The sequence below is a fragment of the Agromyces indicus genome (genome assembly GCF_031432295.1).
In the GTDB taxonomy this organism is placed as follows: Bacteria; Actinomycetota; Actinomycetes; order Actinomycetales; family Microbacteriaceae; genus Agromyces; species Agromyces indicus.
On the sequence record NZ_JAVKGS010000001.1, the window covers coordinates 297,219 to 321,385 of the forward strand.

23 protein-coding genes are annotated in these 24,167 nt (G+C 71.5%); 7 read left to right on the forward strand and 16 right to left on the reverse strand.

All coding sequences use genetic code 11. The features are described 5' to 3' along the window. Window positions 1-15: 15 nt before the first annotated feature. From RH861_RS01380 to RH861_RS01390, 3 genes are all read right to left on the reverse strand, one after another. Window positions 16-975 carry an alpha-ketoacid dehydrogenase subunit beta gene (locus RH861_RS01380; protein WP_310520260.1) on the reverse strand — a complete coding sequence of 320 codons (960 nt, stop codon included), beginning with the start codon at window positions 973-975 and terminating at the stop codon, window positions 16-18. 92 nt (window positions 976-1,067) lie between these two features. Further along, a complete protein-coding gene (locus RH861_RS01385) occupies window positions 1,068-2,201 on the reverse strand; it encodes a thiamine pyrophosphate-dependent dehydrogenase E1 component subunit alpha (protein WP_310519429.1) in 1,134 nt (377 codons plus the stop codon). 16 nt (window positions 2,202-2,217) lie between these two features. Then, window positions 2,218-3,327, reverse strand: coding sequence for a histidinol-phosphate transaminase (locus tag RH861_RS01390; protein WP_310519430.1), 1,110 nt, complete (start codon window positions 3,325-3,327; stop codon window positions 2,218-2,220). A 52-nt stretch (window positions 3,328-3,379) separates the two neighbouring features. Between RH861_RS01390 and RH861_RS01395 the strand changes: the two genes are divergently transcribed. Then, window positions 3,380-3,760, forward strand: a complete 381-nt coding sequence (locus RH861_RS01395) for a phage holin family protein (RefSeq protein WP_067947486.1) — start codon at window positions 3,380-3,382, stop codon at window positions 3,758-3,760. A 43-nt stretch (window positions 3,761-3,803) separates the two neighbouring features. Here the strand turns inward: RH861_RS01395 and RH861_RS01400 are convergent, their stop codons facing one another. Beyond that, window positions 3,804-5,309: an alpha/beta fold hydrolase gene (locus tag RH861_RS01400; protein ID WP_310519431.1), complete on the reverse strand. Its 1,506-nt coding sequence runs from the start codon at window positions 5,307-5,309 to the stop codon at window positions 3,804-3,806. Further along, entirely contained in the window at window positions 5,306-5,608 is a 303-nt protein-coding gene (locus RH861_RS01405) for a hypothetical protein (protein WP_310519432.1), read from the reverse strand. The genes RH861_RS01400 and RH861_RS01405 overlap by 4 nt, the downstream gene beginning before the upstream one ends. A 177-nt stretch (window positions 5,609-5,785) precedes the next feature. Here RH861_RS01405 and RH861_RS01410 point away from each other — a divergent pair, with 177 nt between their 5' ends. Together RH861_RS01410 and purB are read left to right on the forward strand one after the other, a co-directional pair. Beyond that, entirely contained in the window at window positions 5,786-6,313 is a 528-nt protein-coding gene (locus RH861_RS01410; RefSeq protein WP_310519433.1) for a low molecular weight protein-tyrosine-phosphatase, read from the forward strand. Next, complete coding sequence (purB, locus tag RH861_RS01415) at window positions 6,310-7,707, forward strand: adenylosuccinate lyase (RefSeq protein ID WP_310519434.1); 1,398 nt, start codon at window positions 6,310-6,312, stop codon at window positions 7,705-7,707. The genes RH861_RS01410 and purB overlap by 4 nt, the downstream gene beginning before the upstream one ends. Window positions 7,708-7,732: 25 nt before the next feature. Here purB and RH861_RS01420 read toward each other — a convergent pair whose 3' ends face one another. The 11 genes from RH861_RS01420 to RH861_RS01470 all read right to left on the reverse strand — a co-directional run bounded on the left by RH861_RS01420 (window position 7,733) and on the right by RH861_RS01470 (window position 18,394). Continuing rightward, on the reverse strand, window positions 7,733-8,020 hold the full coding sequence (locus tag RH861_RS01420) for an ABC transporter ATP-binding protein (RefSeq protein WP_310519435.1): 288 nt from the start codon (window positions 8,018-8,020) through the stop codon (window positions 7,733-7,735). Further along, complete coding sequence (locus RH861_RS01425) at window positions 8,017-8,622, reverse strand: DUF308 domain-containing protein (protein WP_310519436.1); 606 nt, start codon at window positions 8,620-8,622, stop codon at window positions 8,017-8,019. The genes RH861_RS01420 and RH861_RS01425 overlap by 4 nt, the downstream gene beginning before the upstream one ends. Before the next feature lie 86 nt (window positions 8,623-8,708). Continuing rightward, on the reverse strand, window positions 8,709-10,121 hold the full coding sequence (gene pntB / locus RH861_RS01430; protein ID WP_374760939.1) for a Re/Si-specific NAD(P)(+) transhydrogenase subunit beta: 1,413 nt from the start codon (window positions 10,119-10,121) through the stop codon (window positions 8,709-8,711). A 37-nt stretch (window positions 10,122-10,158) separates the two neighbouring features. Further along, window positions 10,159-11,724 carry a Re/Si-specific NAD(P)(+) transhydrogenase subunit alpha gene (locus tag RH861_RS01435; RefSeq protein ID WP_310519437.1) on the reverse strand — a complete coding sequence of 522 codons (1,566 nt, stop codon included), beginning with the start codon at window positions 11,722-11,724 and terminating at the stop codon, window positions 10,159-10,161. A gap of 170 nt (window positions 11,725-11,894) precedes the next feature. After that, on the reverse strand, window positions 11,895-13,268 hold the full coding sequence (dnaB, locus tag RH861_RS01440) for a replicative DNA helicase (protein ID WP_067947502.1): 1,374 nt from the start codon (window positions 13,266-13,268) through the stop codon (window positions 11,895-11,897). Window positions 13,269-13,788: 520 nt separating this feature from the next. Further along, window positions 13,789-14,241: a 50S ribosomal protein L9 gene (gene rplI / locus RH861_RS01445; protein WP_067947512.1), complete on the reverse strand. Its 453-nt coding sequence runs from the start codon at window positions 14,239-14,241 to the stop codon at window positions 13,789-13,791. An 11-nt stretch (window positions 14,242-14,252) separates the two neighbouring features. Next, window positions 14,253-14,513 carry a 30S ribosomal protein S18 gene (rpsR, locus tag RH861_RS01450; protein WP_067947514.1) on the reverse strand — a complete coding sequence of 87 codons (261 nt, stop codon included), beginning with the start codon at window positions 14,511-14,513 and terminating at the stop codon, window positions 14,253-14,255. 73 nt (window positions 14,514-14,586) lie between these two features. Continuing rightward, complete coding sequence (locus RH861_RS01455) at window positions 14,587-15,108, reverse strand: single-stranded DNA-binding protein (protein WP_067947516.1); 522 nt, start codon at window positions 15,106-15,108, stop codon at window positions 14,587-14,589. Window positions 15,109-15,113: 5 nt separating this feature from the next. Further along, complete coding sequence (rpsF, locus tag RH861_RS01460) at window positions 15,114-15,497, reverse strand: 30S ribosomal protein S6 (RefSeq protein WP_067947518.1); 384 nt, start codon at window positions 15,495-15,497, stop codon at window positions 15,114-15,116. 251 nt (window positions 15,498-15,748) lie between these two features. Continuing rightward, window positions 15,749-16,750: a hypothetical protein gene (locus RH861_RS01465; protein ID WP_310519438.1), complete on the reverse strand. Its 1,002-nt coding sequence runs from the start codon at window positions 16,748-16,750 to the stop codon at window positions 15,749-15,751. Window positions 16,751-16,960: 210 nt separating this feature from the next. Beyond that, window positions 16,961-18,394, reverse strand: a complete 1,434-nt coding sequence (locus tag RH861_RS01470) for a CCA tRNA nucleotidyltransferase (RefSeq protein ID WP_310519439.1) — start codon at window positions 18,392-18,394, stop codon at window positions 16,961-16,963. A 165-nt stretch (window positions 18,395-18,559) separates the two neighbouring features. Here RH861_RS01470 and RH861_RS01475 point away from each other — a divergent pair, with 165 nt between their 5' ends. The 4 genes from RH861_RS01475 to trxA all read left to right on the forward strand — a co-directional run bounded on the left by RH861_RS01475 (window position 18,560) and on the right by trxA (window position 23,975). Further along, window positions 18,560-20,827 carry a DUF6049 family protein gene (locus RH861_RS01475; RefSeq protein WP_310519440.1) on the forward strand — a complete coding sequence of 756 codons (2,268 nt, stop codon included), beginning with the start codon at window positions 18,560-18,562 and terminating at the stop codon, window positions 20,825-20,827. After that, window positions 20,820-22,442, forward strand: a complete 1,623-nt coding sequence (gene murJ, locus RH861_RS01480; RefSeq protein WP_310519441.1) for a murein biosynthesis integral membrane protein MurJ — start codon at window positions 20,820-20,822, stop codon at window positions 22,440-22,442. Before RH861_RS01475 ends, murJ begins: the two co-directional genes overlap by 8 nt. A 128-nt stretch (window positions 22,443-22,570) precedes the next feature. Then, the gene (gene trxB / locus RH861_RS01485; protein WP_248599832.1) at window positions 22,571-23,578 is read left to right on the forward strand and encodes a thioredoxin-disulfide reductase; all 1,008 of its coding nucleotides are present in this window, start codon (window positions 22,571-22,573) and stop codon (window positions 23,576-23,578) included. A gap of 73 nt (window positions 23,579-23,651) precedes the next feature. Continuing rightward, a complete protein-coding gene (trxA, locus tag RH861_RS01490; protein ID WP_067947531.1) occupies window positions 23,652-23,975 on the forward strand; it encodes a thioredoxin in 324 nt (107 codons plus the stop codon). Window positions 23,976-24,167: the final 192 nt, after the last annotated feature.

The window sequence follows — 24,167 nt, forward strand, 5'->3', positions numbered from 1 at the left end:
ATGCGTCGGGTGCGGTCAGTACGCCATCGAGCGGTCGACGGCCTCGAGCACGCGGTCGGCGCTCGGGAGGTACTCGGTCTCGAGCGCGGCGGGCGGGAAGGGCGTGTCGAAGCTCGACACGCGCAGCACCGGCGCCTCCAGAGAGTAGAAGGCGCGCTCGGCGACGGTCGCGGCGATCTCGGATCCGACGCTCACGAACCCGTACGCCTCCTGCGCGACCACGAGTCGGCCCGTGCGCTGCACGGAGTCGAGGATCGGTCCGTAGTCGATGGGGGAGAGGGAGCGGAGGTCGACGACCTCGAGGCTGCGGCCCTCCTCGGCGGCGATGTCGGCAGCCTGCAGGAGCGTCGCGACCATCGCGCCGTGGCCCACGACCGTGACGTCGTCGCCCTTGCGGATGACGCGGCTCGAGTGCAGCGGGAGACCGGAGTGGTCGTGGTCGACCGGACCCTTGCCCCAATAGCGGCTCTTCGGCTCGAAGAACAGCACCGGGTCGTTCGACGCGATCGCCTCCTGGATCATCCAGTAGGCGTCGTGCGGCGAGGAGGGCGCGACGACGCGGAGGCCCGGCGTGTGGGCGAAGTACGCCTCGGGGCTCTCCTGGTGATGCTCGATCGAGCCGATGTGCCCGCCGTACGGCACCCGGATGACCACGGGCATCGACAGCGTGCCGTCGTGACGCAGGGTCAGCCGGCTGAGCTGCGAGGTGATCTGGTCGAATGCCGGGAAGATGAAGCCGTCGAACTGGATCTCGACCACGGGACGGTATCCGCGCATCGCGAGCCCGATCGCGGTGCCCACGATGCCGGACTCCGCGAGCGGGGTGTCGAGCACGCGCTGGTCGCCGAACTCGTCGAGCAGGCCCTCGGTCACGCGGAAGACGCCGCCCAGACGGCCGATGTCCTCGCCCATGAGGAGCACCTTCGGGTCGGTGCGCATCGCCTCGCGCAGCCCCGCGGTGATGGCCTTCGCCATCGACAGCGTGTGGACGCCGCGCAGCGCCGGCGCCGCGGCATCCGCTGCGCCCGTGGTCTCGGTCTCGGCCGACGTGGACACGGTCTCGACGGTCACTGGCCTTCTCCCTCGAACGAGTTCTCGTACGCCTCGAGCCACGCGGCCTGGGCCTCGACCACGGGGTGCGGGTCGCTGTACACGTGCTCGAAGATCGCCGAGCGCGGGGGAGCGGTGGCGTCGAGCGCGCGGCGACGCAGGTCGGCCGCGACGTCCGTCGCCTCGGCGTCGACCTCGTCGAAGAAGGCGGATGACGCACCGCGCGCCTCGAGCCACGTGCGGTAGCGCGTGATGGGGTCGCGCTCCGTCCAGTACTCGACCTCGTCGTCGGTGCGGTACTTCGTCGGGTCGTCGGCGGTGGTGTGCGCGCCCATGCGGTAGGTGACGGCCTCGATCAGGCTCGGGCCGACGCCCGCGCGCGCCTCCTCGAGCGCCTGCCGGGTCACCGCGTAGCTCGCGAGCACGTCGTTGCCGTCGATGCGGATGCCGGGCATGCCGAAGCCGCCGCCGCGGAGCGACAGCGGGCTGCGCGACTGGCGCGAGACGGGGACCGAGATCGCCCACTGGTTGTTCTGCACGAAGAAGACCTGCGGCGTCTGGTAGCTGCTCGCGAAGACCAGGGCCTCGCTCGCGTCGCCCTGCGAGGTGGAGCCGTCGCCGTAGTACACGAGCACGGCGGCATCCGTCTCGGGATCGCCGGTGGCGGTCGCGCGATCGAACTGCAGGCCCATCGCGTAGCCGGTCGCGTGCAGCGTCTGTGACGCGAGCACGAGCGTGTACAGGTGGAAGTTGCCGTTCTCGGCGGGGTTCCACCCGCCGAGGGTCACGCCGCGCAGCAGCTTGACGATGTCGACCGGGTCGAGGCCGCGGATCATGCCGACGACGTGCTCGCGGTACGACGGGAAGATGTGGTCCTGCGGCCGGGCGGCGCGCGCGGACCCGACCTGGGCGGCCTCCTGGCCGTGGCTCGGGACCCACAGGGCGAGCTGACCCTGCCGCTGGAGGTTGGCGCCCATGACGTCGATGCGCCGGGAGATCGCCATGTCGCGGTAGAACTGCTCGAGCGCGGCATCCGGCAGCGCCTCGATGATCGGGAGGTACGGCTCGGCCTCGGCCGACGGCCGCAGCTCGCCCTCGTGCGTGAGGAGCTGGAGGGTCGGGGCGGTGAACTCGCGTGAGGGGGCTGCCACCGTTCCACGGTACCCGCTAGGTGGAGGGCCCTTCTTGTGAAGGACCGACAAGCTCCCCGAGAACCCTTAGGAGCAGGTCCACAGACTCCTCCTCGCCCACGGAGACACGGATGCCGTCGCCCGGGAAGGCGCGCGCCACGATTCCGGACTCGAAGAGGCGCTCGGCGACCTCGGCCGTCCGGTCGCCCGTCGGCAGCCACACGAAGTTGCCCTGCGCCTCGGGGATCGGCCACCCCTGCGCGATCAGGTCGGCGCGGAGCGCATCGCGACGGCGCGCCAGGACGTCGACGCGGCGCAGCAGTTCGGCCTCGGCCTCGGGCTGGATGGCGGCGACCGCGCCGGCCGTGGCGACCGCCGTGACGCCGAGCGGGATGGCCGTCGCGCGCGCCGCGTCGAGGATGGGCACCGGTCCGATCGCGTAGCCGACGCGGACCCCGGCCAGGCCGTAGGCCTTCGAGAAGGTCCGGAGCACCACGAGGTTGGGGTAGCGCCCCGTGAGCTCGCTGCCGTCGACCGCGGCGTCGTCGCGCACGAACTCGGCGTACGCCTCGTCGAGGATGACGAGCCGGTCGGCGGGCACGCGCTCCATGAACCGCGCGAACTCCTCGCGCGTGACGGCGACGCCGGTCGGGTTGTTGGGGGAGCAGACGATGACCACCCGCGTGCGCTCGGTGACGGCATCGGCCATCGCGTCGAGGTCGTGTCCGTGGTCGGGACGGTTGGGCACCTGCACGCTCGTGGCGCCGGCGACCGTGACGAGGCCGGGGTACGCCTCGAACGAGCGCCACGAGTAGACCACCTCGTCGCCGGGCTGCGCTGCGGCCAGCACGAACTGGGCGAGCAGCGACACGGAGCCCGCGCCGACCAGGACCTCGTCGGGGGAGACCGCCCAGCGCTCGGCGAGGCGCTCGCGGAGGCTCAGCGCCGTGGCATCCGGGTACCGGTTGACCTCGGCCGCGGCGGCCGCGATGGCCCGCTCGACCTCGGGCACCGGGCCCCACGGGTTCTCGTTGCTCGAGAGCTTGAAGCCGTTCTCGGGCGCCGGTCGGCCCTGTCGGTACGGCGGAAGCGCGGCGATCTCGGGTCGCAGGCGCACGTGCGTGGTCGTGGGCTCCGGTGCGGTCACGGATTCCACCGTACCTCTTCGGTCGCGCGGCGTCCGCTGACATAGTGGAGGCATGCGCTTCTTCGTGAAGGTCATCGTGTCCGCGTTCGCCCTGTGGCTCACGACGCTCATCGTCTCGGGCGTGCGCGTCGTTCCATACGAGGACACCGACATCGCGACCGTGGTCACGTACCTGCTCGTCGCGCTGATCTTCGGCATCGTCAACGCCACGATCGGCACCCTGATCCGCATCGTCGCCTTCCCGCTGTACGTGCTCACGCTCGGCCTGATCTCGTTCATCGTCAACGGGCTGCTGCTGCTGATCGTGAACTGGCTGAGCGACCTCATGGGCTTCGGCCTCGAGGTCGACGGGTTCTGGTGGGGCGTGCTCGGTGCCCTCGTGCTCGGACTCATCAGCTGGCTCATCGGGCTGGTCGTGCGACCGCGCGACTGACGACGGCGCGACTGACGACCTCTTGGCGAGGCTCCCCGGGGCGCTACCGGCACCCCGGCTCCGATCCCGGTTCGGACCCAGGAGGGCTCACGCGTTCGGCGTGCCACTCGGTCGTCACGGCGGACCCGCCGCCGGTGTGTTCCTCGATGAGGTTCCGGAACTCGGCCAGCCGCGCGTCGTCGGAGTCGTCGAGCAGCACCGCCGTCTCGCGGTAGGCCGTCAGGCTGTGCGCCGGGAGGGGATGGGCGAGGGTCGGCTCGAGCCGCCCGAGGCTGCGCTCGACCGCCAGCCGACCGTCGGCCGTGACGCCGTGCCCCGCGGTCGCCGGGACGAGGTCCTCCGCGTGCTCGACCGACACCACGGGCCTCGACCCGCTCGCCACCTGTGCCACCGGTCCGCCGAGGCTCACGGCGCCCACCACGTTCAGCTCTGGATCCGCCGCGAGGTTGGCCGCGATGGTGCCGCCGGCGGAGTGGCCGGCGAGCAGCACCGGATCGCCGGGGGCCACCCCGGCCGCCTCCATCGCCGCACGCACCGCGCGTTCGCCGGCCGCCGACTGGGCGGGCAGCCCGACGGCGCCGGCGGGCGCCGAGGCATCCGCCACCATGTGGAGGTTCGAGGTCGAGTCGTAGGGCTCGTGCTGCGGGAGCGCGCCGAAGTCGACGGTTCCGATCGAGTACACGATCCACCGGGGTCCGTCCGCCGCCTCGTACCGTTCGATGCGGATCTGGGGATCGCCGGGCGGTCCGGAGGGGACGCGCTCGGCGAGGTCGGCGAAGCCGACGGGCGGGCCGGAACGCGACGGTCCGAGCGGCGACACCGTCGAAGCCGGTGTCGCGGACCATCGGTCGATCCGGACCTCCGTCTCCCGCAGTGCCCGAGCCCCGGTGACGAGCCCGACCGCCGATGCCGCCGCCAGCAGCAACGCCGCGTTCTCCGGGGCGCCGAGCGCCGCTCCGACGCCGAACAGTCCACCCGACCGGAAGAGGCCGGCGATGAACTCGTCGAGCGTGCCGCCGGCGGCGCGCACGATCGACACGAACGCGGGGTCGGAGAGGATCGGGAGCCCTCGCTGCTCGACGAGCGCGCTCACTGCCGCGACGCCCTCGGGCCCTGCGATGACGGCGCCCAACGCGAAGCCCGGAGCGAGGAGCACCGCAGCCGAGGCCCCGCTCAGGAGCAGTCCCGGCGCGGTCATGCCGAGCATCCCCGCCGTGATGCGCGCCCCGAGGTCGCCGCCGAACGTGGCCAGCCACTCGGCGGCGCCGTAGCCCGCCGCGCTCCAGTGGAGCGAGGAGGACAACGATGCGGTGTCGGCGGCCGCCGTGCGGAAACCGGCCAGTGCGGTGTCGAGCTCGCGCGCGGCGATCTGCGGACCCGGGTCGGAGTCGCCCCAGGCGATGTCCGTCAGGCGGTCCTGGATCCCGCCGGCCCTGGACGCCCACCCCTCGAGGATGCGACCCACGACACCCAGGCGGACCGCCTCGGCCGTCAGCGCCTCCGTCTCGACCGACACCGCGCCTCCGCCGCGGATGGTGAGGTCGCTCACGACGCGGCGCCCCTCCGGCGCAGCGCGTCGACGCCGGCGGCGAGGGCGTGCTCGGCATCGTGCATCACGTGCTCGGTACCCGCGAGGGCGAGGCGGATGTCGCGCACGCGCTCGGCGTAGTGATCGGCCGCGCCGGCGTGCCATCCGTCGAGTCGATCGAGCAGCAGCCCGGGTCGGAGCTGCTGGATCTCGGCGCGGAGGACCCGCAGCGCGTACAGCTCACGCTCGAGCGCCTCGGCTCTGCGCGTCGTGAGGGCGGCGACGTGCGCTGCCGCCGTGGCGTCGATGGGTGCGGTCACCCGTCGAGTCTCGGTTCGGCGGCCGGCTCCGGGGCGAGATCGGCCGCGTCGGTGCGCGGGCCGGTCCGCAGCGCCGCGTGTGGAGGACGGGTCGCGCCCGCGCGCCCCCACGGCACCGCGGGGCGAGCGAGCCTTCCGGACCTGTGCGAACCGCGCGAGCTCGTCCACAATAGGGGCATGACGCCAGCGGATCCCGGCGCGGACTCCGCGCAGCGCTTCCGCGTCTCGTTCGTGTGCACCGGCAACATCTGCCGGTCGCCGATGGCCGAGGTGGTGCTGCGCTCCCTCGCCGACCGCGCGGGCCTCGGTGAGCGGATCGCCATCGAGTCGGCCGCGACCGGGGACTGGCACGTCGGCGAACGCGCCGACCACCGCACGCTCGCGGCACTCGAACGCGCCGGGTACGACGGGAGCCGCCACCGCGCGCGGCAGTTCGATCCCGCCGACTTCGCGCGGCTCGATCTCGTCGTCGCCTTCGACCGCGGGCAGTCGCGGGTGCTGCGGAACTGGGCCCGCAACCTGCCCGACGAGCACAAGGTGCGCCTGCTGCTCGAGTTCGATCCGGAGCTGTCGCCGCTCCAGGACGTCCCGGACCCGTACTACAGCGACGATGCGACCTTCGATCGGGTTCTTGGGATGATAGAGCGGTCGACGTCGGCGCTGTTCCGGCAACTCGCCCCCGCACTCAGACAAGGAAACCGATGACCTCGCTGCCTCCTCAGCCGCTCAGCCCCCTCGACGGCCGGTACCGTGCCGCGGTCGGCGACCTCGGGGAGCATCTCTCCGAGGCGGGACTCAATCGTGCACGCGTGCACGTCGAGGTCGAGTGGCTGATCGCGCAGACCGACCGCGGGTTCTTCGGCACGTCGCCGTTGACGGATGCCGAGAAGCAGGCTCTCCGCGCGATCGTGACCGAGTTCGGGCAGGCCGACATCGACGAGCTGGCGCGGTTCGAGGCGACCACGCGCCACGACGTGAAGGCCGTCGAGTACTACGTGCGAGGCCGGCTCGAGGAGCTCGGCCTGTCGCACCTCGCCGAGCTGACCCACCTCGCGTGCACGAGCGAGGACATCAACAACCTGTCCTACGCGCTCACGGTGCGCGATGCGGTGGCCCAGGTGTGGCTCCCGAAGTACCGGGCCGTCATCGCCAAGCTCATCGGGCTCGCCCACGAGCACCGCGACGCGGCGATGCTGTCGCGCACGCACGGGCAGCCGGCGACGCCGACGACCATGGGCAAGGAGCTCGCGGTCTTCGCGCACCGCCTCGAGCGCATCCTCCGCCAGATCGAGGCGACCGAGTACCTCGGAAAGTTCTCCGGCGCGACCGGCACCTTCTCCGCCCACGTCGTCGCGGCGCCCGACGTCGACTGGCCGACTGTGTCGCGCGAGTTCGTCGAGGCGCTCGGCCTCACCTGGAACCCGCTGACCACCCAGATCGAGTCGCACGACTGGCAGGCCGAGCTCTACGGTCGCATCGCCCACGCGAACCGGGTGCTGCACAACCTCGCGACCGACATCTGGACCTACATCTCGCTCGGCTACTTCCGGCAGATCCCGGCCGCGGGCGCGACCGGCTCGTCGACCATGCCCCACAAGGTCAACCCGATCCGCTTCGAGAACGCCGAAGCGAACCTCGAGCTCTCGTCGGCGGTCCTCGACTCCCTCGCGGCGACGCTCGTGACGAGCCGGCTGCAGCGCGACCTCACCGACTCGAGCTCGCAGCGCAACATCGGCGTCGGCTTCGGCCACTCGGTGCTCGCGCTCGACAACATCCTGCGCGGCCTCGGCGAGATCGACCTCGACCGCGACCTGCTCCTCGCCGACCTCGACGCCAACTGGGAGGTGCTCGGCGAGGCGATCCAGACCGTCATCCGGGCCGAGGTCGCCGCCGGCGACTCGACGATCGCCGACCCGTACGCGCTGCTGAAGGAGCTGACCCGCGGCAAGCGCATCGGAGCGGCCGAGCTGGCCGAGTTCGTGCAGGGCCTCGAGATCACGGATGCCGCGAAGCAGCGCCTCCTCGCGCTGACCCCCGCGACCTACGTGGGTCTCGCCGACGAGCTCGTGGACCGCCTGGACCCAGCGGCGGCGGAGTAGCGCCGAAGGAGCGGACCGAGAACCCTCAGTGCCGCGGCTCGTCCGACGGGTCGCGGCGCACCGGGTCGCCGCCCGTGCCGTCGCCGTGGTCACCCGGGTTGGGCTTGACCGCCATCGAGAGCAGTGCGAGCGCCATCAGCACGATGATGAAGACGCCGCCCGCGGTGATGAGCGTCAGGTTCCAGTCGCGCGTGCCGAAGAACACGATGACGGCCGTGAAGACGGCCGCGATCGCCGCACCGCCGACGTACTCGGCGGGGCGCAGCACGTCGCGCCGGCTGGGCCGGTGCTCGTCGCCTGGGCGGTTGGTCACGAGGGCTCCGTTCCGGATGCCGCGCCGCCGGCCTCGACCGGCTCGGCAGCGGCCCACTTCATCGAGAACCCGCCGATCAGCAGCAGCACGCCGAGCACGACGAGGTAGGCCCCGAGGAGGCCGACCGCCGTGACGGGATCGAGCGGGAGGAGGACGAACACGAGGGCGAGCAGCGCCGTCAGCGCTCCCGCGGCGATCCAGTCGCGCGCCGCCGTCGACCGGTCGCGCAGGCGGAGCCCGGCGAGGAGCTCGATGATGCCGGTCAGCGCCGCCCACACCGCCACGGTGAAGGTGAACGCGCCGACACCGTTCGATGCGGTGTCGCGCAGCGCGAGAGCGATGAGCCCGGCGGCGGCCGTGATGATGCCGTTCCCGACGGCCGCCCACCGCGCGGTGCGGTCGGCCACGAGTCGGGCGGCGAGCGCTCCGGCGACGACGCCCGCGACGACGGCCCAGGCGCCGAACACCGTCAGGCCGAGGGCGGGGGAGTGGTCCTGGGAGAACGTGATCACCGCGGCGGGCACCAGTGCGAGCGCACCGCGCACGACCGGCACGAGCCAGGCGGCGGCGCGTTCCGGTGCGGTTTCGCGGGCAACGGCCACGGCCACCTCTTTCGACTGGGGAACCGTACAATCCTATGCCGCGTTCTCTGGGCGCTGACTTCACGTCCGGCGCGGGCCCGCGCGGCTCAGAGCGACTTGAGGATGTCCTCCACGCGGTCCTTCGCATCGCCGAAGAGCATCTGCGCGTTCTCGCGGTAGAACAGCGGGTTCGGCACGCCGGCGTAGCCCGATGCCATCGACCGCTTGAACACGATGACGTTCTCGGCCTCCCAGACCCGCAGCACGGGCATCCCCGCGATGGGGCTTCCCGGGTCCTCCGCCGCGGCGGGGTTCACGGTGTCGTTCGCACCGATGACGAGCACGACGGACGTCGCGGCGAGGTCGTCGTTGATCTCGTCCATCTCCTCCACGATGTCGTACGGCACCTTCGCCTCCGCGAGCAGCACGTTCATGTGGCCGGGCAGGCGACCGGCGACCGGGTGGATGCCGAACCGCACGTCGACACCGCGCTCGCGCAGCTTGTGGGTGAGGTCGGCGACCGGGTACTGGGCCTGCGCGACGGCCATGCCGTAGCCCGGCGTGATGACGACCCGTTCGGCCGACTTCAGCAGCTCTGCGGCATCCGTCGCCTGGATCTCGCGGTACTCGCCGAGGTCGGTGTCGCCCTTGGCGGGCGCCTCGATGCCGAACCCGCCCGCGATAACCGAGATGAACGACCGGTTCATGGCCTTGCACATGATGTACGACAGGTAGGCACCCGACGAGCCCACGAGCGCGCCGGTCACGATGAGCAGGTCGTTGTTGAGGAGGAAGCCCGCCGCGGCCGCCGCCCAGCCCGAGTAGCTGTTCAGCATCGAGATGACCACCGGCATGTCACCGCCGCCGATCGAGGCGACGAGGTGCCAGCCGAGGGCGAACGCGAGCGCCGTCACCACGACGAGCAGCCACAGCTGCGAGTCCATGACGTACCAGACGGTGAGCGCCACGAACACGACGAGCGCCCCGAGGTTCATCACGTTCTTGCCGGGCAGCACGAGCGGCGCCGACTTCATGCGCGCGGAGAGCTTCAGGAACGCCACGATCGAGCCGGTGAACGTCACGCCGCCGATGAAGATGCCGATGAACACCTCGGCGTGGTGGATGTCGGCGAGCGCCCCCTCGAGCGCGGGCGGGTCGAGGTGCCCGTTCCAGCCCACGATGACGGCCGCGAGGCCGACGAAGCTGTGCAGCAGTGCGATCAGCTCGGGCATGCCGGTCATCTCGACGATGCGGGCGCGCCACAGGCCGATCGACCCGCCGATCAGCACGGTGACGACGAGCAGGACGAGGCCGAGCAGGCTGCCGGGTTCGCCCCAGGCGTCCTGCACGGTCACCCAGATGGTCGCGGTCAGCGCGATGGCCATGCCGGCGATGCCGTAGCCGACACCGGCTCGGGCGGTCTCATGCCGGCTCAGGCCGGCGAGGCTCAGGATGAACAGCAGCGCCGCGACGATGTACGCGGCACCGGCGATGGATTCGGGGGTCAGGGTCTCAGGCACAGGGGGGCTCCTCGATGACGTCGTCGTCGGTCCGCGGTCAGCTGCTCACCCGGTCGCCCCTGGCGAACATGGAGAGCATTCGCCGGGTCACCGCGAACCCGCCGAAGACGTTGATGCTGGCGATGAGGATCGCGATCGATGCGAGCACCTGGACCGCCGGGACGTCGCTCGTGACCTGCACGATCGCGCCGACGATGATGATCCCCGAGATCGCGTTGGTCACGCTCATGAGCGGGGTGTGCAGCGCGTGCGCGACCTTGCTGATCACGTAGAAGCCCGCGACGACCGCCAGCACGAACACCGTGATGTGCTGCGGCAGCGGCTGCGGCGCGAACGCGTTGAGCAGGAAGAGCCCGGCGATGCCGAGGGCGATCAGCCCCGCCCGGCCCGCGGCCGTGAGCTGCCGCTTGGGCTTCGGTTCGGCAGCGGATGCCGCGGCATCCGCCTTCGTCGCCGACCCCGCCGCCGGAGCCGCCGACACCTGCACGGGCGGGGGCGGCCACGTCGTCTCACCGTCGCGCACGACCGTCACCGAGCGCTGGACGATGTCGTCGAAGTCGATCACGAGCTGCCCGTCCTTGCCCGGCGTCAGCAGCTTCACGAGGTTCACGAGGTTCGTCGCGTACAGCTGCGACGCCTGCGTAGGCAGGCGCGACGCGAGGTCGGTGTAGCCGAGGATCACCACGCCGTTCGGGGTCACCACCCGCTCACCGGCGACGGAGCCCTCGACGTTGCCGCCCATGCCGGCCGCCATGTCGACGATGACGCTGCCGGGCTTCATGCTCGCGACATCCGCCGCCGTGATCAGCTTGGGAGCAGGTCGGCCCGGGATCAGCGCCGTCGTGATGATGATGTCGACGTCGGCGGCCTGCTCGGAGTAGATCTCGGCCGCGCGCCGGTCGTACGCCTCGCTCGTCGCCCTCGCGTAGCCGTCGGTCGACTGCATGACCTCGTCGACCTCGACCTTCAGGTACTCGCCGCCGATCGACTTCACCTGGTCGGCGACCTCCGGGCGCGGGTCGGTCGCCCGCACGATCGCGCCGAGGCTGGAGGCCGCGCCGATGGCCGCGAGGCCCGCGACTCCGGCGCCGGCCACGAGGACCTTCGCGGGCGGCACCTTGCCGGCGGCCGTCACCTGCCCCGTGAAGAAGCGCCCGAACTCGTGCGCGGCCTCGACGACCGCCCGGTACCCGGCGATGTTGGCCATCGAACTCAGCACGTCCATCGACTGCGCGCGCGAGATGCGCGGCACCGCGTCGAGCGCGATCGCGGTGACCCCGCGGGCCGAGAGCGCCTCGAGCAGGTCGGGCCGCAGGGCCGGACTGAGCAGGCTGACCAGCGTGGTGCCGGGGCGGAGCTGCGCGATCTCGTCGTCCGTCGGGGCGTTGACCTTGAGCACGATGTCGCTCGTGATCGCCTCGACGCCCGGCACGATCGAGGCGCCGGCGGCGACGTACGCGTCATCCGGGAACGACGAGCGCTCGCCCGCGCCGGCCTCGACCGCCACCTCGTACCCGAGCCCGATCAACTGCTTCACCGTCGCCGGCGTGGCGGCGACCCTGGTCTCCGAGCCGTGCTCGGTGACGACGCCGATGCGCGTCATTCGCTCTCCTCCTCGTCGCGGCGGGCCGCTCGCGTCGAGGCGACGGGGACGGCGGCACTGCTGCAGGGATCACCATATGTCCCCGCATGGCCGCGACTCCATGATTCCGGCGGGATGACGGCGAAACTCCGGCCGTTCTTTCGCGCAGCGAAAGAGCCGCCGCCGGCGGGCTAGACCTGCACCATGTCGGCGAAGCGCGAGAAGTGCCCGTGGAAGGCGACCGTGACCGTGCGGGTGGGGCCGTTGCGGTGCTTCGCCACGATCAGGTCGGCCTCGCCGGCGCGCGGGCTGTCGCGCTCGTAGGCCGACTCGCGGTGCAGCAGGATCACCATGTCGGCATCCTGCTCGATCGAGCCCGACTCGCGGAGGTCGGAGAGCGCGGGCATCTTGTCGGCGCGCTGCTCGGGACCACGGTTCAGCTGCGACAGCGCGAGCACCGGCACCTGGAGCTCCTTCGCGAGGAGCTTCAGCGCACGCGAGAACTCGGACACCTCCTGCTGACGGCTCTCGACGCGCTTGCCGCTCGTCATGAGCTGCAGGTAGTCGATGACGACCATCTTCAGGCCCACGCGCTGCTTCAGCCGGCGGCACTTCGCACGGATCTCGACGAGCGTCATGTTGGGGGAGTCGTCGATGTAGAGCGGCGCGTCGTTGATGCGCCCGCGGGTGGAGGCGATCGTGGTCCAGTCACGGGTGTCGACGGTGCCCTTGCGCATGTTCTGCAGCGGCACGGATGCCTCGGCCGAGAGCAGGCGCATCGCGATCTCGCTGCGGCCCATCTCGAGCGAGAAGAAGATCGTCGGGAGGTCGTGCGTGATGGCGGCGGACCGCGCGAAGTCGAGCGCGAGCGTCGACTTGCCCATGGCGGGTCGCGCGGCGACGATGATCATCTGGCCCGGGTGGAAGCCGTTCGTGAGGTCGTCGAGGTCGGCGAAGCCGGTCGGCACGCCGGTCATCTTGCCGTCGGTGTGCTTGGCCGCCTCGATCTCGTCGATGGCCGTGCCGATCGCGTCGGTGAGGGGGACGTAGTCCTCGCTCTCGACCGAGCCGGTGACGGAGTAGATCTCGGCCTGCGCGTTGTTGACGAGCTCGACCACCTCGCCCTCGCCCGCGTAGCCCATCTGCACGATGCGAGTGCCCGCTTCGACCAGGCGGCGCAGCAGCGCGCGCTCGGCGACGATCTCGGCGTAATACCCCGCGTTCGCCGCCGTCGGCACGAGGCTCGTGAGGGTGTGCAGGTACTCGACGCCGCCGGCGCGATGCAGTTCGCCGGTCTTGGTGAGCTCGTCGGTGACCGCGATGACGTCGGTCGGCTCGCCGTGCGAGTACAGCGAGAGGATCGCGTTGAAGACGACCTCGTGCTTCGGCACGTAGAAGTCGATGCCCCGCAGCGTCTCGATGACGTCGGCGACCGCGTCCTTCGAGAGCATCATGCCGCCGAGCGTGCTCTGCTCGGCCAGCAGGTCGTGCGGGGGCGTGCGCTCACCCCGGCGGGCGTCGGGGTCGTCGAGGGGTTCGGCGAGCCCGAGATGCGCGATCGACAACTGCTTCCTCCGATTCGCTCGCTCATGCGGGCGCCCGCTCGTCGCCCTCATTCAAGGACTATCAGGACCCGCCCACACACCCGGCCGGAAGTCGACTCGGGGGGTTCGGCGGCTGACGCTGACTCACCATAGGCAAGGGGGTCGCGGGGCACAAGACGGCCTGTGGATAACTTTGTGGAGAGACTGGGCGAAACGCCGCCCTACATGTGCACTCCGCCTGTGGAGAACTGTGGAAATCGTGTGAATGACACGGGTTGAATTCTGACCTGATCAGGGGTTCCCGGAATCCACATCTGTGGGGGAAAAGATTCTTCAGAACTCACCGACGCGGGTGTTGCACCTGTGCACAACGATGGGGATAGTCCCCGAAATGCGGACTTGCGCTCATGTTCTCGGCGGGTGTAGGAATCGCCCAGCGCGCGGCCTCATCGGTCCGGGGGAATCCGGCCGACCTTCCCCCGGCACGACGACGCGGCGGGGGCATTCCGCCCACCGCCGCGTCGTGCGTGAGAGTTCGCGACTACTTGGCCGCGACCACCTGGAGGGTGATCGTCGCGGACACGTCGTCGCGCAGCTTCACCGTCGCCTCGTGGTCCCCGACCGACTTGATCGGCGTGGGGATCTCGATCTTGCGCTTGTCGATCTGGCCCAGGCCGGCGTCGGCGACCGCAGCCGCGACATCCGCCGTCTTGACCGAACCGAACAGGCGGCCGCCGAGGCCGGCCTTGACGGTCAGCTTGACCTTGCCCTCCTCGAGCTTGGCCTTGAGGGCCTGCGCGTCCTCGAGGGAGTGCAGCTCGCGCGCGGCGCGAGCGGCCTTGATCTGGTCGACCTGCTTCTGGCCGCCACGGGTCCACGGCGTCGCGAGACCCTGGGGGACGAGGTAGTTGCGGGCGTACCCGTTCTTGACCTCGACCACGTCACCGGCGGTGCCGAGACCCGACACCTCGTGCGTGAGGATGATCTTTGCCATTGTCGTGCTCCTTAGCGGCCGGAGCCCGAGTAGGGCAGGAGCGCCATCTCGCGCGCGTTCTTCACGGCGCGGGCGATGAGGCGCTGCTCCTGCACGGAGACACCGGTGATGCGACGGGCGCGGATCTTGCCGCGCTCCGAGATGAACTTCCGAAGGGTCGCGACGTCCTTGTAGTCGATGACGCCGACCTTGACGGACTTCGCGGGGGCGGCGTTCTTCGCGCCCTTGCCGCCGCGAGGCTTGCGGCGGTCGCCGCTGCTCTTTCCAGCCATTGAACTTTCCTGTCGTGTGTGAATTCTGGGTGCGAGCGGATGCCGCGTGGCATCCGTCGCCGGCCGTCAGGCCTTAGAAGGGCGTCTCGTCGCCGTAGTTGGTGCCCGGGGTGTTCCAGACGTCGCCGCCGCCCGAGGACTGCGCGGGAGCGCTGGGCGCCCACGCGTCATCCGACTGGCTGCTGGCGCCGCCGCCCCCGAAGGAGCCGCCGCCGCCGACGCCGCGGTTGGACTGGGCGCGCGTCACGGACGCGGTGGCGTAGCGCAGGCTCGGGCCGATCTCGTCGATCTCGAGCTCGATGCTGGTGCGCTTCTCGCCTTCCTTCGTCTCGTAGGAGCGCTGCTTGAGACGCCCGGAAGCGATGACCCGGGTTCCCTTGGTGAGCGATCCCGCGACGTGCTCGGCGAACTCGCGCCAGCAGCTCGCGCGCAGGAAGAGGGCCTCGCCGTCCTTCCACTCGTTCGCCTGGCGGTCGAACGTGCGGGGGGTCGACGCGATCGTGAAGTTCGCGACCGCGAGCCCGGACTGCGTGTAGCGCAGCTCGGGGTCGGCGGTGAGGTTGCCCACTACGGTAATGATGGTCTCGCCGGCCATGGGGACTAGGCGTCCTTCTTGGCAGGGGCCTTCGCGGCGGCGGCGGCCTTCTTCGCGGCCTTCGCCTCTTCCGCCTTCTTCACGGCGGCGACCTGGGCGATCGCCTCTTCCGCACGGAGGACCTTGGTGCGCATGACGGCCTCGCTGAGGTTCAGCTGGCGGTCGAGCTCGTTGGTGGTCTTCGACTCGGCGGTGAAGTCGACGACGGCGTAGATGCCCTCGGACTTCTTGTCGATCTCGTAGGCCAGACGACGCTTGCCCCAGATGTCGACCTTGTCGACGGTGCCACCGTCGTTGCGGATGACGTTGAGGAACTTGTCGAGGCTCGGAGCAACGGTGCGCTCGTCGATCGACGGATCGAGGATGACCATCAGCTCGTACTGGTGCATGACAGACCCACCTCCTTCGGACTCAGCGGTCACAGACGGTCTGTGACAGGAGGGTGTACATGCGTCGCTCCGCGGAGGCCGAGACTTCGGCGCACGGGCAACCTTCACATCGTAACGGATGCCGCCTCCCGGCGCACATCCGCCCCCGCGCCTCCGCCCGCCCGCCCGCTCATCCGCCCCCGCTCGCGAGGGCGCGGTTGCGCGACGAGTGCGCGGCTCACGAGGCGCGCACTCGTCGCGCGTGCGCGCACTCACCGCCGCCGGCAGGGGAGTCCGGCCGCGATGAGCTCGTCGCGCAGGCCGACCGCCCCGCCGATGACGTCCGACCAGGTCCAGCGAGCGACCTCGCGTCCGTGGTGGCGCTTGAGGCGGCGCTCCCGCTCCTTCTCGCGCCACAGCACCTCCGCCGGGAGCGCGCCGCGGAGGTACTCGTCCGCCGAGTACTTGACGAACCCGTCGAACTCGCCACTGACGCCGAACTCCGGCCAGTCGAAGTCCACGACGGCGACCGAACCGTCCGGGTCGACGAATCGGCGCTGGAGCAGCGGCGGCGGGAACCCGAGGAGGTGGATGTGCGCCCGGCTGAGGGATTCGCCGGCACTGGCCGCCAGTGGGTCGCCGAGTTCGATCGCCCTGCGCGCCGTTCGGGTCCCGCGTCCGGCCGATCCCACCAGCTCGACCAGGTCATCCCGGCGCACCCCGCCGAACGGGATCGGATCGGCGGACCGCACCTGCCCGTCGACGAACCTCCACGGCAGCGTGCGGGTCGCAGGTCGTAGGGCCGCGTCGACGGCGGCCATCGCCGCCGGAAACGCTCGGGAGCGGGCGAGGTCGGCGGTGGTCCGCGCGAGGTCGGTGATGCGAACCCCGTGCATCCGAGTCACCTGGTCGTCCCGCAGGACTCCGCGATACCACCGGACGGCCGTCGATGATGCGGGCGGCGTGCGATCGGTGGCCGACAGGTGGACCCATGAGGGGAGCGGGCGCGTCGTCGGCAGCCCGAGCAGCAGGGCAGCGCTCTCGCCCACCACGACGGGGTCGTCCGGGCGTCGCCGAAGCGTGGCCGCGATCTGCAGGAGGTGCCGCTGCTCCGGTGGCAGCGCCATCCATGCCGAGCGCTCGGCGTACGCCCCGGGCAGGATGCGGAGCAGCTCTCCGTTCGCGGCTTCACGCTGCAATCGCCGAGCGGATCGGCCCGACCCCAGCTCGTCGGCGACGTAGCAGATCGGAACGGGGAACTCGTGAGTCGTCATGCGCCCACGCTCGCGAGCCCCGCTGCCCGGCGCGGGCGTCCCGGCGGCATCTGTGCGCCCCTGCGGCGGATGCCGAGTTGGGCAGGAGCGGTGGGCGCGCGAGTGCGCGTCTCCGCGACGGGCGCGCGACCGCAGCCCTGCGCGCTCGTCGCGAACCTGCGCACTCAGACCCGGTCGGGTCGGGCGAGCGCCGGGGGGCCGGGGGGCGGGTCAGGCGTCGCCGCGGGCGGCCCACCAGGCGAGGAGGCGCTCGCGCGCGGCATCCGTGCCGATGGGGCCCTCGTCGAGCCGCACGTCGAGCAGGTACTTGTACGCCTCGCCGACCACCGGCCCCGGGCGGATGCCGAGCGTCGCCATGATCTGCTGCCCGTCGAGCTCGGGGCGGACCGCGGCGAGCTCCTCCTCCTCCGCCAGGCGGGCGATGCGCTCCTCGAGGTCGTCGTACGCGAAGCCGAGGCGGTCGGCCTTGCGACGGTTGCGGGTCGTGACATCCGCTCGCGTGAGGATGTGCAGGCGCTCGAGCTGGTCGCCGGCGTCGCGCACGTAGCGGCGCACCGCCGAGTCGGACCACGCGCCATCCGTGTAGCCGAAGAACCGCAGGTGCAGCTCGATCAGGCGCGCGACCGCCTTGATGGTGTCGTTGTCGAACCGAAGTTCGCGCAGGCGCTTCTTGGCGAGCTTGGCGCCGACGATGTCGTGGTGGTGGAACGACACGGCGCCGCCCGGCTCGAGCCGGCGCGTGGCGGGCTTGCCGATGTCGTGCAGCAGCGCGGCGAGTCGCACGACGAGGTCCGGCGACTCGAGCCGACCGCGCGACACCTCGTAGTCGATGGCCTGGTCGAGCACCGTGAGCGAGTGCTCGTAGACGTCCTTGTGGTGGTGGTGCTCGTCGATCTCGAGCTTCAGGGCGGGGATCTCGGGCAGCACGCGCGCGGCGATCCCGGTGTCGACGAGCAGGCGGATGCCGCGGCGCGGGGCGTCGGTGCAGAGCAGCTTCGACAGCTCGTCGCGCACGCGCTCCGCCGAGATGCGATCGATCTCGGGGGCGAGCGCCGACATCGCCGCGAGGGTGCCCTCCTCGACCTCGAACCCGAGCTGGGACGCGAAGCGCGCGGCGCGCATCATCCGCAGCGGGTCGTCGCCGAACGACACCTCGGGCTCGGACGGCGTGCGGAGGACGCCGGCGATGAGGTCCTCGACGCCGCCCGACGGGTCGACCAGCGCGATCTGCGGCAGGCGCAGCGCGAGCGCGTTGACGGTGAAGTCACGCCGGACGAGGTCGTCCTCGAGCGAGGTGCCGAAGACGACCTCGGGCTTGCGGGACGTGCCGTCGTACGCGTCCGCGCGGTACGTGGTGATCTCGACCGTGTGGCCGTGGACCTTCGCCCCGATGGTGCCGAAGTCGCGGCCGATGTCCCAGTGCGCCTCGGCGATGGGCTTGACGACCTCGAGGATCCCGTCGGGCGTGGCATCCGTGGTGAAGTCGAGGTCGTTGGTGCCGCGACCGAGGAACGCGTCGCGCACCGGCCCGCCCACGAGCGCGAGCTCGTACCCGGCGGCGGCGAACGCCTCGGCGAGCTTCGCGACGGTCGGCGAGGCCGCGAGACCACTGAGGCGGTCGAGGGCCTGCGCCACGCTCTGCATTGCTCCATGTTAGGCAGGGCGGCGAGGGCGGTGCGTCGCGCGCCCGGCCCGCGATCCGGGGGCGGGCCGCCGAGACGGGGGTGACGGATGCCGCAAGGCGAACGGTGACGGACGCCCCATCCACACCCGACGGGCTCCGGGACGTCACGCCGTAGAATCGCTCGCATGCCGGCCGAGTCGACCACTCCTCGACGCCTCCGCCGACTCCTCGCCTTCACCGCGTCCGCGGCGATGTCCGCGCTCGTCGCGATGGGCGCCGCGGCTCCTGCCGCGGCCGCGTCCGCCGCCGCCGGCGTCGTTCCCGGCGACCTCGGCGTCGTCGGCGTCGTCGCGCCCGCCGCGCGGAACGGGTCGGGCCTGACGCCCGAGGCGACGGAGGACGGGGTGCGCGTCAGCGTGGCCCCCGCGGGTGCGACGGCCGTCGCGGCGGGGGCGGGCATCGACGTGGTCGTCGAGGTCGTCAACCGCACCGGTGAGGCGCTCGGCGCCGGCACGATCGCGCTGGACGTCGCGACGTCGGCGCTCTCCGACGCCGCGGACGTCGACGCCTGGTCCACGGGCGACTCCGCCGAACGGCCCGAGGCGCGACGCGTCGCCGAGCGGGCCTCGGCCTCGCTGGCCGCCGGTGCCGCGACGACGCTCACGTTCACCATCCCACCGGATGCCACGGGGGAGTCCTGGCCCGCCGTGGGAGTCGCCGCGTCGCTCGAGATCGACGGCGACACGGTCGCCGCATCCACGTCGGTGCTCGCGAACTCGCGGCTCCCCGCCGCCGACCCGGTCGGCCTCGCGCTCGCGTACCCGCTCACGACGCCGCCGATCGAGGAGGGCCTGATCCCGGCGGAGCGACTCGAGGCGTGGACGGCGCCGACCGGCGCGCTCACCCGCCAGCTTGAGGCGGTCTCGAGCGCCGCCGTCGCGATCGGCGTCGATCCCCGGATCCCCGCGTCGATCCGCGTGCTCGGCTCGTCCGCCCCGCAGACCGCCGTCGAGTGGCTCGCCGAGCTCGAGCGGATGCCGAACGAGGTGTTCCCACTCGCCTACGCCGACGCCGACCTCGCCGCGCAGGCGCAGGCCGGGCTGGACGCGCCGCTCGAGCCGCTCGGCTTCGACGATGCGATCGACCCGGCCGACTTCACCGAGGGCGGCGAAGAGGACGGCGCCACCGCGTCTCCCGGCCGGATCCCCGACGCGGAGGCGCTCCTCGACTGGACCTTCACGCGCACCGACATCGCCTGGCCGGCCGATGACACCGTCGCATCGGGCGACCTCGACGTCTTCGCGGCCGGGGGGCTCACGACCGCCATCCTCTCGCCGGGCAACGTCGAGCCCGTCGAGGACGCGGTGAGCGCCGGCGCGACGATCGACGGTCGCGCGGCGGTCGTCGCCGACGCCCGGGTGACGCCGGCGCTCCGCCGGGCCGCGGACGCGGCATCCGACACGGAATGGCGCGCCGCGACCTCGCGGGTACTCGCGGAACTCGCACTGGCGGCCGACGAGGGCGTCTCCACGGTCCTCGGCACGTTCGGACGCTCGGGAGGCGACGGCTCGGACCGCGTCGCCGCGACGCTGTCGGCGCTGGCCTCCACGCCCTGGTCGCAGCCGGCGACACTCGTGGACACCGTCGGCGCGCCGCCCGTCGAGCGCACGCTCGTCTCCACGTCCGAATCGCAGCAGCGCCTCGACAACGTGGGTCGCATGCTCACCGCCGAGCAGGCCGTGGCCGACTTCTCCGACGTGCTCGTCGACCCGAGCGTGCTCACCGCGCCGACCCGGCGCGACCTGCTCGCCCTGCTTTCGACGGGATGGATCCCGCAACCGACCGAGTGGACCGCCGCCGTGGGGCGCTGGCTCGTCGACCGTCGCGCCATCACCGACGCCGTGTCGGTCGTCTCGAGCAGCACCGTGCTGGTCGTCGCGAGCGAGACCGGCATCCCGATCACCATCCTCAACGCACTCCCGTACCCCGTCGAGGTGGTCGTCTCCGTCGCCCCGTCGAACGGCCGGCTCATCGTCGAGGACTCCGTCGACGTCACCGTCGAGCCCGAGACGCGCAGCACGGTGAGCGTTCCGGTCGCCGCGGGCGTCGGCAGCGGCGAGGTGAACCTCGAGGTCTCGCTCGCCTCGCCGGACGGCACGCCCATCGGCGACGCGGTCATCGTGCCCGCCAACGTGCAGGCCGATTGGGAGGGCGTGGGTGCGGCGGTGCTCGCCGCGATCGCCGTGGCGGTGTTCGCGATCGGCGTGCTGCGCAGCGTGCGCCGGCGTCGACGTGACCGCGGGGCGGGTGCCACGGGCGCCGCCGATGCGGGCGCCGCGGGTCCGGCGGAGACGGGCGCCGCGGGTCCGGACGCCGAGCCCGAGAGCAGGGTAGCGTTCGACACCGCAGCACCCGAGCCCACCGAGACCACCGAGGAACGACCGAATGGCTGAAGACCGGATCGCCCGAGCGAGTCTCTTCCTGGCGTCCGGCACGATCGTGTCGCGCCTGCTCGGGTTCCTCAAGGCCATCGTCCTCGCGGGAGTGGTCGGCGTCGCCTACTCGCAGAGCGCCGACGCGTTCGCCATCGCCAACGGCCTGCCGAGCATCCTGTTCGCCATCGTCGCGGGCGGCGTGCTGAGCGCGGTGCTCGTGCCGCAGATCGTGCGTGCGAGCGTGCACGCCGACGGCGGCGCCGCCTACGTCAACAAGCTGCTGACGCTCGCGCTCGTGCTGATCGGCGCGGCGACGATCGTCGCGACCGCGGCGGCACCCCTGCTCGTCCTCCTCTGGGGCGGGAGCAACCCGTCGATCGTGCCGCTCGCGACGGCGTTCGCATTCTGGAGCCTTCCCCAGATCTTCTTCTACGGGCTGTACGCGCTGCTCGGCGAGGTGCTCAACGCCCGCCGCAACTTCGGCCCGTACACCTGGGTGCCCGCGCTCAACAACCTCGTCGCGATCGCCGGCTTCCTCATCTTCGGCTTCGTCTTCGGCTTCGACCCGACCGGCCAGCGCACGCCCGACGACTGGACCGCCGCGATGGTCGCGACGCTCGCCGGCTCCGCCACGCTCGGCATCGCGACGCAGGCGGTGTCGCTGTTCTGGTTCTGGCGACGCATCGGGCTGCGCTACCGACCGGACTTCCACTGGCGCGGCGTCGGCCTGCGGTCGGCGGGACGCATGGCCGGCTGGACCTTCGGCATGCTGCTGCTGTCGACGGCCGCGGGCATCGTGCAGACGCAGGTGGTCGCGACGGCGTCCAACCAGGGCGCGGCGAACGCGGCGATGGACACCGCCTGGCTGATCTTCATGCTCCCGCACTCGGTCATCACGGTGTCTATCGCGACCGCCTACTTCACGCGTATGAGCGAGCACGGGCGCGACGGCCGACACGAACTGCTGCTCCACGACCTGACCTCGGCCGCCCGCACGGTCGTGACCCTGCTCGCGTTCGCCTCCGTGGCGCTCATCGTCATCGCGTACCCGTTCGCACGCGTCTTCCAGTCGGGCGACTTCGCGCTCGTCGCCGCCGTCGCCGACGTCATCATCGCGTTCGCGATCGGACTCGTCGGGTTCAGCGTGCTGTTCCTCGTGCAGCGCACGTTCTACGCGCTGAACGACACCCGGACGCCGTTCTTCTTCACGCTCTTCCAGGTGCTCGTCTTCACCACCCTCGCCCTCGTGGCGCTCGCGACGCTGCCCAAGGAATGGCTCGCCGTGGGTGTCGCCGCCTCGACGACCATCGCGGGAGGCCTGCAGCTCGCCGCCGCGCTCGTGCTCCTCCGACGGCGCCTCGGGACGATCGGCATCCGTTCGGTCGCCGTGTCGCTCGGGCGCGCGATGGCGGCGCTCATCGTCCCCGCCGGCGTGGGCGTCGCCCTCGTCTGGTGGCTCGGCGGCTTCGAGGAGGGCGGCTTCGCGGTGTCCGACCGCATCAGCGCGCTGCTGACCATGGCCCTCGTCGGCACCGTCATGGCGGTGCTGTACGCGGCCTTCCTCCTGCTGTTCCGCTCACCCGAGTTCCGGGCCCTCGCGGTCCCCGTCGTCAGCCGCCTCCGTCGCCGCTGAACGAGGCTGGGAGCGGCCTGCGAGCCGCGCCGTGGGCCGGAATAGCGGCCGCCTAGACTGTGTTCACCTAGTCGTGGCATCCGCTCGGTAGGATGCCGCGAATCATCGCAGGACGAACAGGAGCGGGTTTGCGCGACATCATCATCATCGGTTCGGGACCGGCCGGGTTCACCGCCGCGATCTACGCCGCGCGCGCCGAGCTGAAGCCGCTCCTCATCGCCAGCTCGGTCGAGATCGGCGGCGAGCTGATGAACACGACCGAGGTCGAGAACTTCCCCGGATTCCCCGAGGGCATCATGGGGCCCGACCTCATGGGCAAGATGCAGGCCCAGGCCGAGCGCTTCGGCACCGAGGTCGTCTACGACGACGTCGTGGAGCTCGACGTCGAGGGCCCCGTCAAGCGGGTCAAGCTGGGCAACGGCGGCGAGCACGAGGCACGCGCCGTGATCTTCGCGACGGGTTCGGCCTACCGCAAGCTCGGGCTGCCCGAGGAGGAGCGCCTCTCCGGCTACGGCCTCTCGTGGTGCGCCACGTGCGACGGCTTCTTCTTCCGCGAGAAGACGATCGCCGTCGTCGGCGGCGGCGACTCCGCGATGGAGGAGGCGACGTTCCTCACCCGCTTCGCCGACAAGGTCTACGTGATCCACCGCCGCGACGAGCTCAAGGCGTCGAAGATCATGCAGAAGCGCGCGTTCGACAACCCCAAGATCGAGTTCATCTGGAACGCCGAGGTCGCCGCCATCCTGGGCGACGCGCAGGTCAGCGGCGTCACCCTGCGCGACACCGTGACCGGTGAGGAGCGCGCGCTCGACCTCGACGGTCTGTTCGTGGCGATCGGCAACGACCCGCGCACGCACCTCGTGCACGGCAAGCTCGACCTCACGCACGAGGGCACCATCGCGGTGCAGGGTCGCTCGTCGCGGACCTCGGTGCCGGGCGTCTTCGCCGCGGGCGACGTCATCGACCCCACCTACCGCCAGGCCGTGACGGCGGCCGGATCGGGCACCGTGGCGGCGCTCGACGCCGAGCACTACCTCGCCGCGCTCGACGACACCGACGACCAGCCGGCGGCCGCCGAGGCCGAGGCCATCGAGGTGGACGAGGCCGTCGCCGCCGACCTGGCGCGCGTCGACTGAGTATTCCGACCGCAGCATTCGTGCTCGGCGTCCGACGCCGGCGGCATCCGCTTCACGCAAAGGAGAGAGACACATGACTGCACGTGCAGTGACCGAGGCCACCTTCGACCAGGAGGTGCTCAAGAACGACCGAGCCGTGCTCGTCGACTTCTGGGCCGAGTGGTGCGGTCCGTGCCGCGCCGTGAGCCCCATCCTCGACCAGATCGCGACCGAGCACTCCGACAAGCTCGACATCGTCAAGCTCAACGTCGACGAGAACCCCGGCCTCGCCATGAAGTACCAGATCACCGCCATCCCCGCGATGAAGGTCTTCAAGGGCGGCGAGGTCGTGCACACGGTCATCGGCGCGAAGCCGAAGCCCGCGCTCGAGGCCGACCTGGCCGAGTTCATCGGCTGAGTCCGCTCCACTCGTCATGGCCCGTCCCGGTTCGCCGGGGCGGGCCGTCGTCGTCTCCGCGCATCTCCGGCGATCGGCGTCGCTCGGCTCTCGGCATGGGCGAACGGATGCCGCGTGCGGCATGCACGCGCGCCGCGTCACGCAGCGGCATCCGCTTCGGGCCCCTCGCCGACGGCTGACTAGCATGGGAAC

Coding starts and splice junctions, on each gene's coding strand:
- rpsF (WP_067947518.1), bottom strand. CDS start 15,497: ATGCACCAGTACGAGCTGATGGTCATCCTCGATCCGTCGATCGACGAG.
- RH861_RS01475 (WP_310519440.1), top strand. CDS start 18,560: ATGCCGGCCGAGTCGACCACTCCTCGACGCCTCCGCCGACTCCTCGCC.
- RH861_RS01465 (WP_310519438.1), bottom strand. CDS start 16,750: ATGACGACTCACGAGTTCCCCGTTCCGATCTGCTACGTCGCCGACGAG.
- purB (WP_310519434.1), top strand. CDS start 6,310: ATGACCTCGCTGCCTCCTCAGCCGCTCAGCCCCCTCGACGGCCGGTAC.
- RH861_RS01455 (WP_067947516.1), bottom strand. CDS start 15,108: ATGGCCGGCGAGACCATCATTACCGTAGTGGGCAACCTCACCGCCGAC.
- murJ (WP_310519441.1), top strand. CDS start 20,820: ATGGCTGAAGACCGGATCGCCCGAGCGAGTCTCTTCCTGGCGTCCGGC.
- rplI (WP_067947512.1), bottom strand. CDS start 14,241: ATGGCAAAGATCATCCTCACGCACGAGGTGTCGGGTCTCGGCACCGCC.
- RH861_RS01410 (WP_310519433.1), top strand. CDS start 5,786: ATGACGCCAGCGGATCCCGGCGCGGACTCCGCGCAGCGCTTCCGCGTC.
- RH861_RS01395 (WP_067947486.1), top strand. CDS start 3,380: ATGCGCTTCTTCGTGAAGGTCATCGTGTCCGCGTTCGCCCTGTGGCTC.
- RH861_RS01470 (WP_310519439.1), bottom strand. CDS start 18,394: ATGCAGAGCGTGGCGCAGGCCCTCGACCGCCTCAGTGGTCTCGCGGCC.
- RH861_RS01380 (WP_310520260.1), bottom strand. CDS start 975: ATGGCGAAGGCCATCACCGCGGGGCTGCGCGAGGCGATGCGCACCGAC.
- RH861_RS01435 (WP_310519437.1), bottom strand. CDS start 11,724: ATGACGCGCATCGGCGTCGTCACCGAGCACGGCTCGGAGACCAGGGTC.
- rpsR (WP_067947514.1), bottom strand. CDS start 14,513: ATGGCTGGAAAGAGCAGCGGCGACCGCCGCAAGCCTCGCGGCGGCAAG.
- trxA (WP_067947531.1), top strand. CDS start 23,652: ATGACTGCACGTGCAGTGACCGAGGCCACCTTCGACCAGGAGGTGCTC.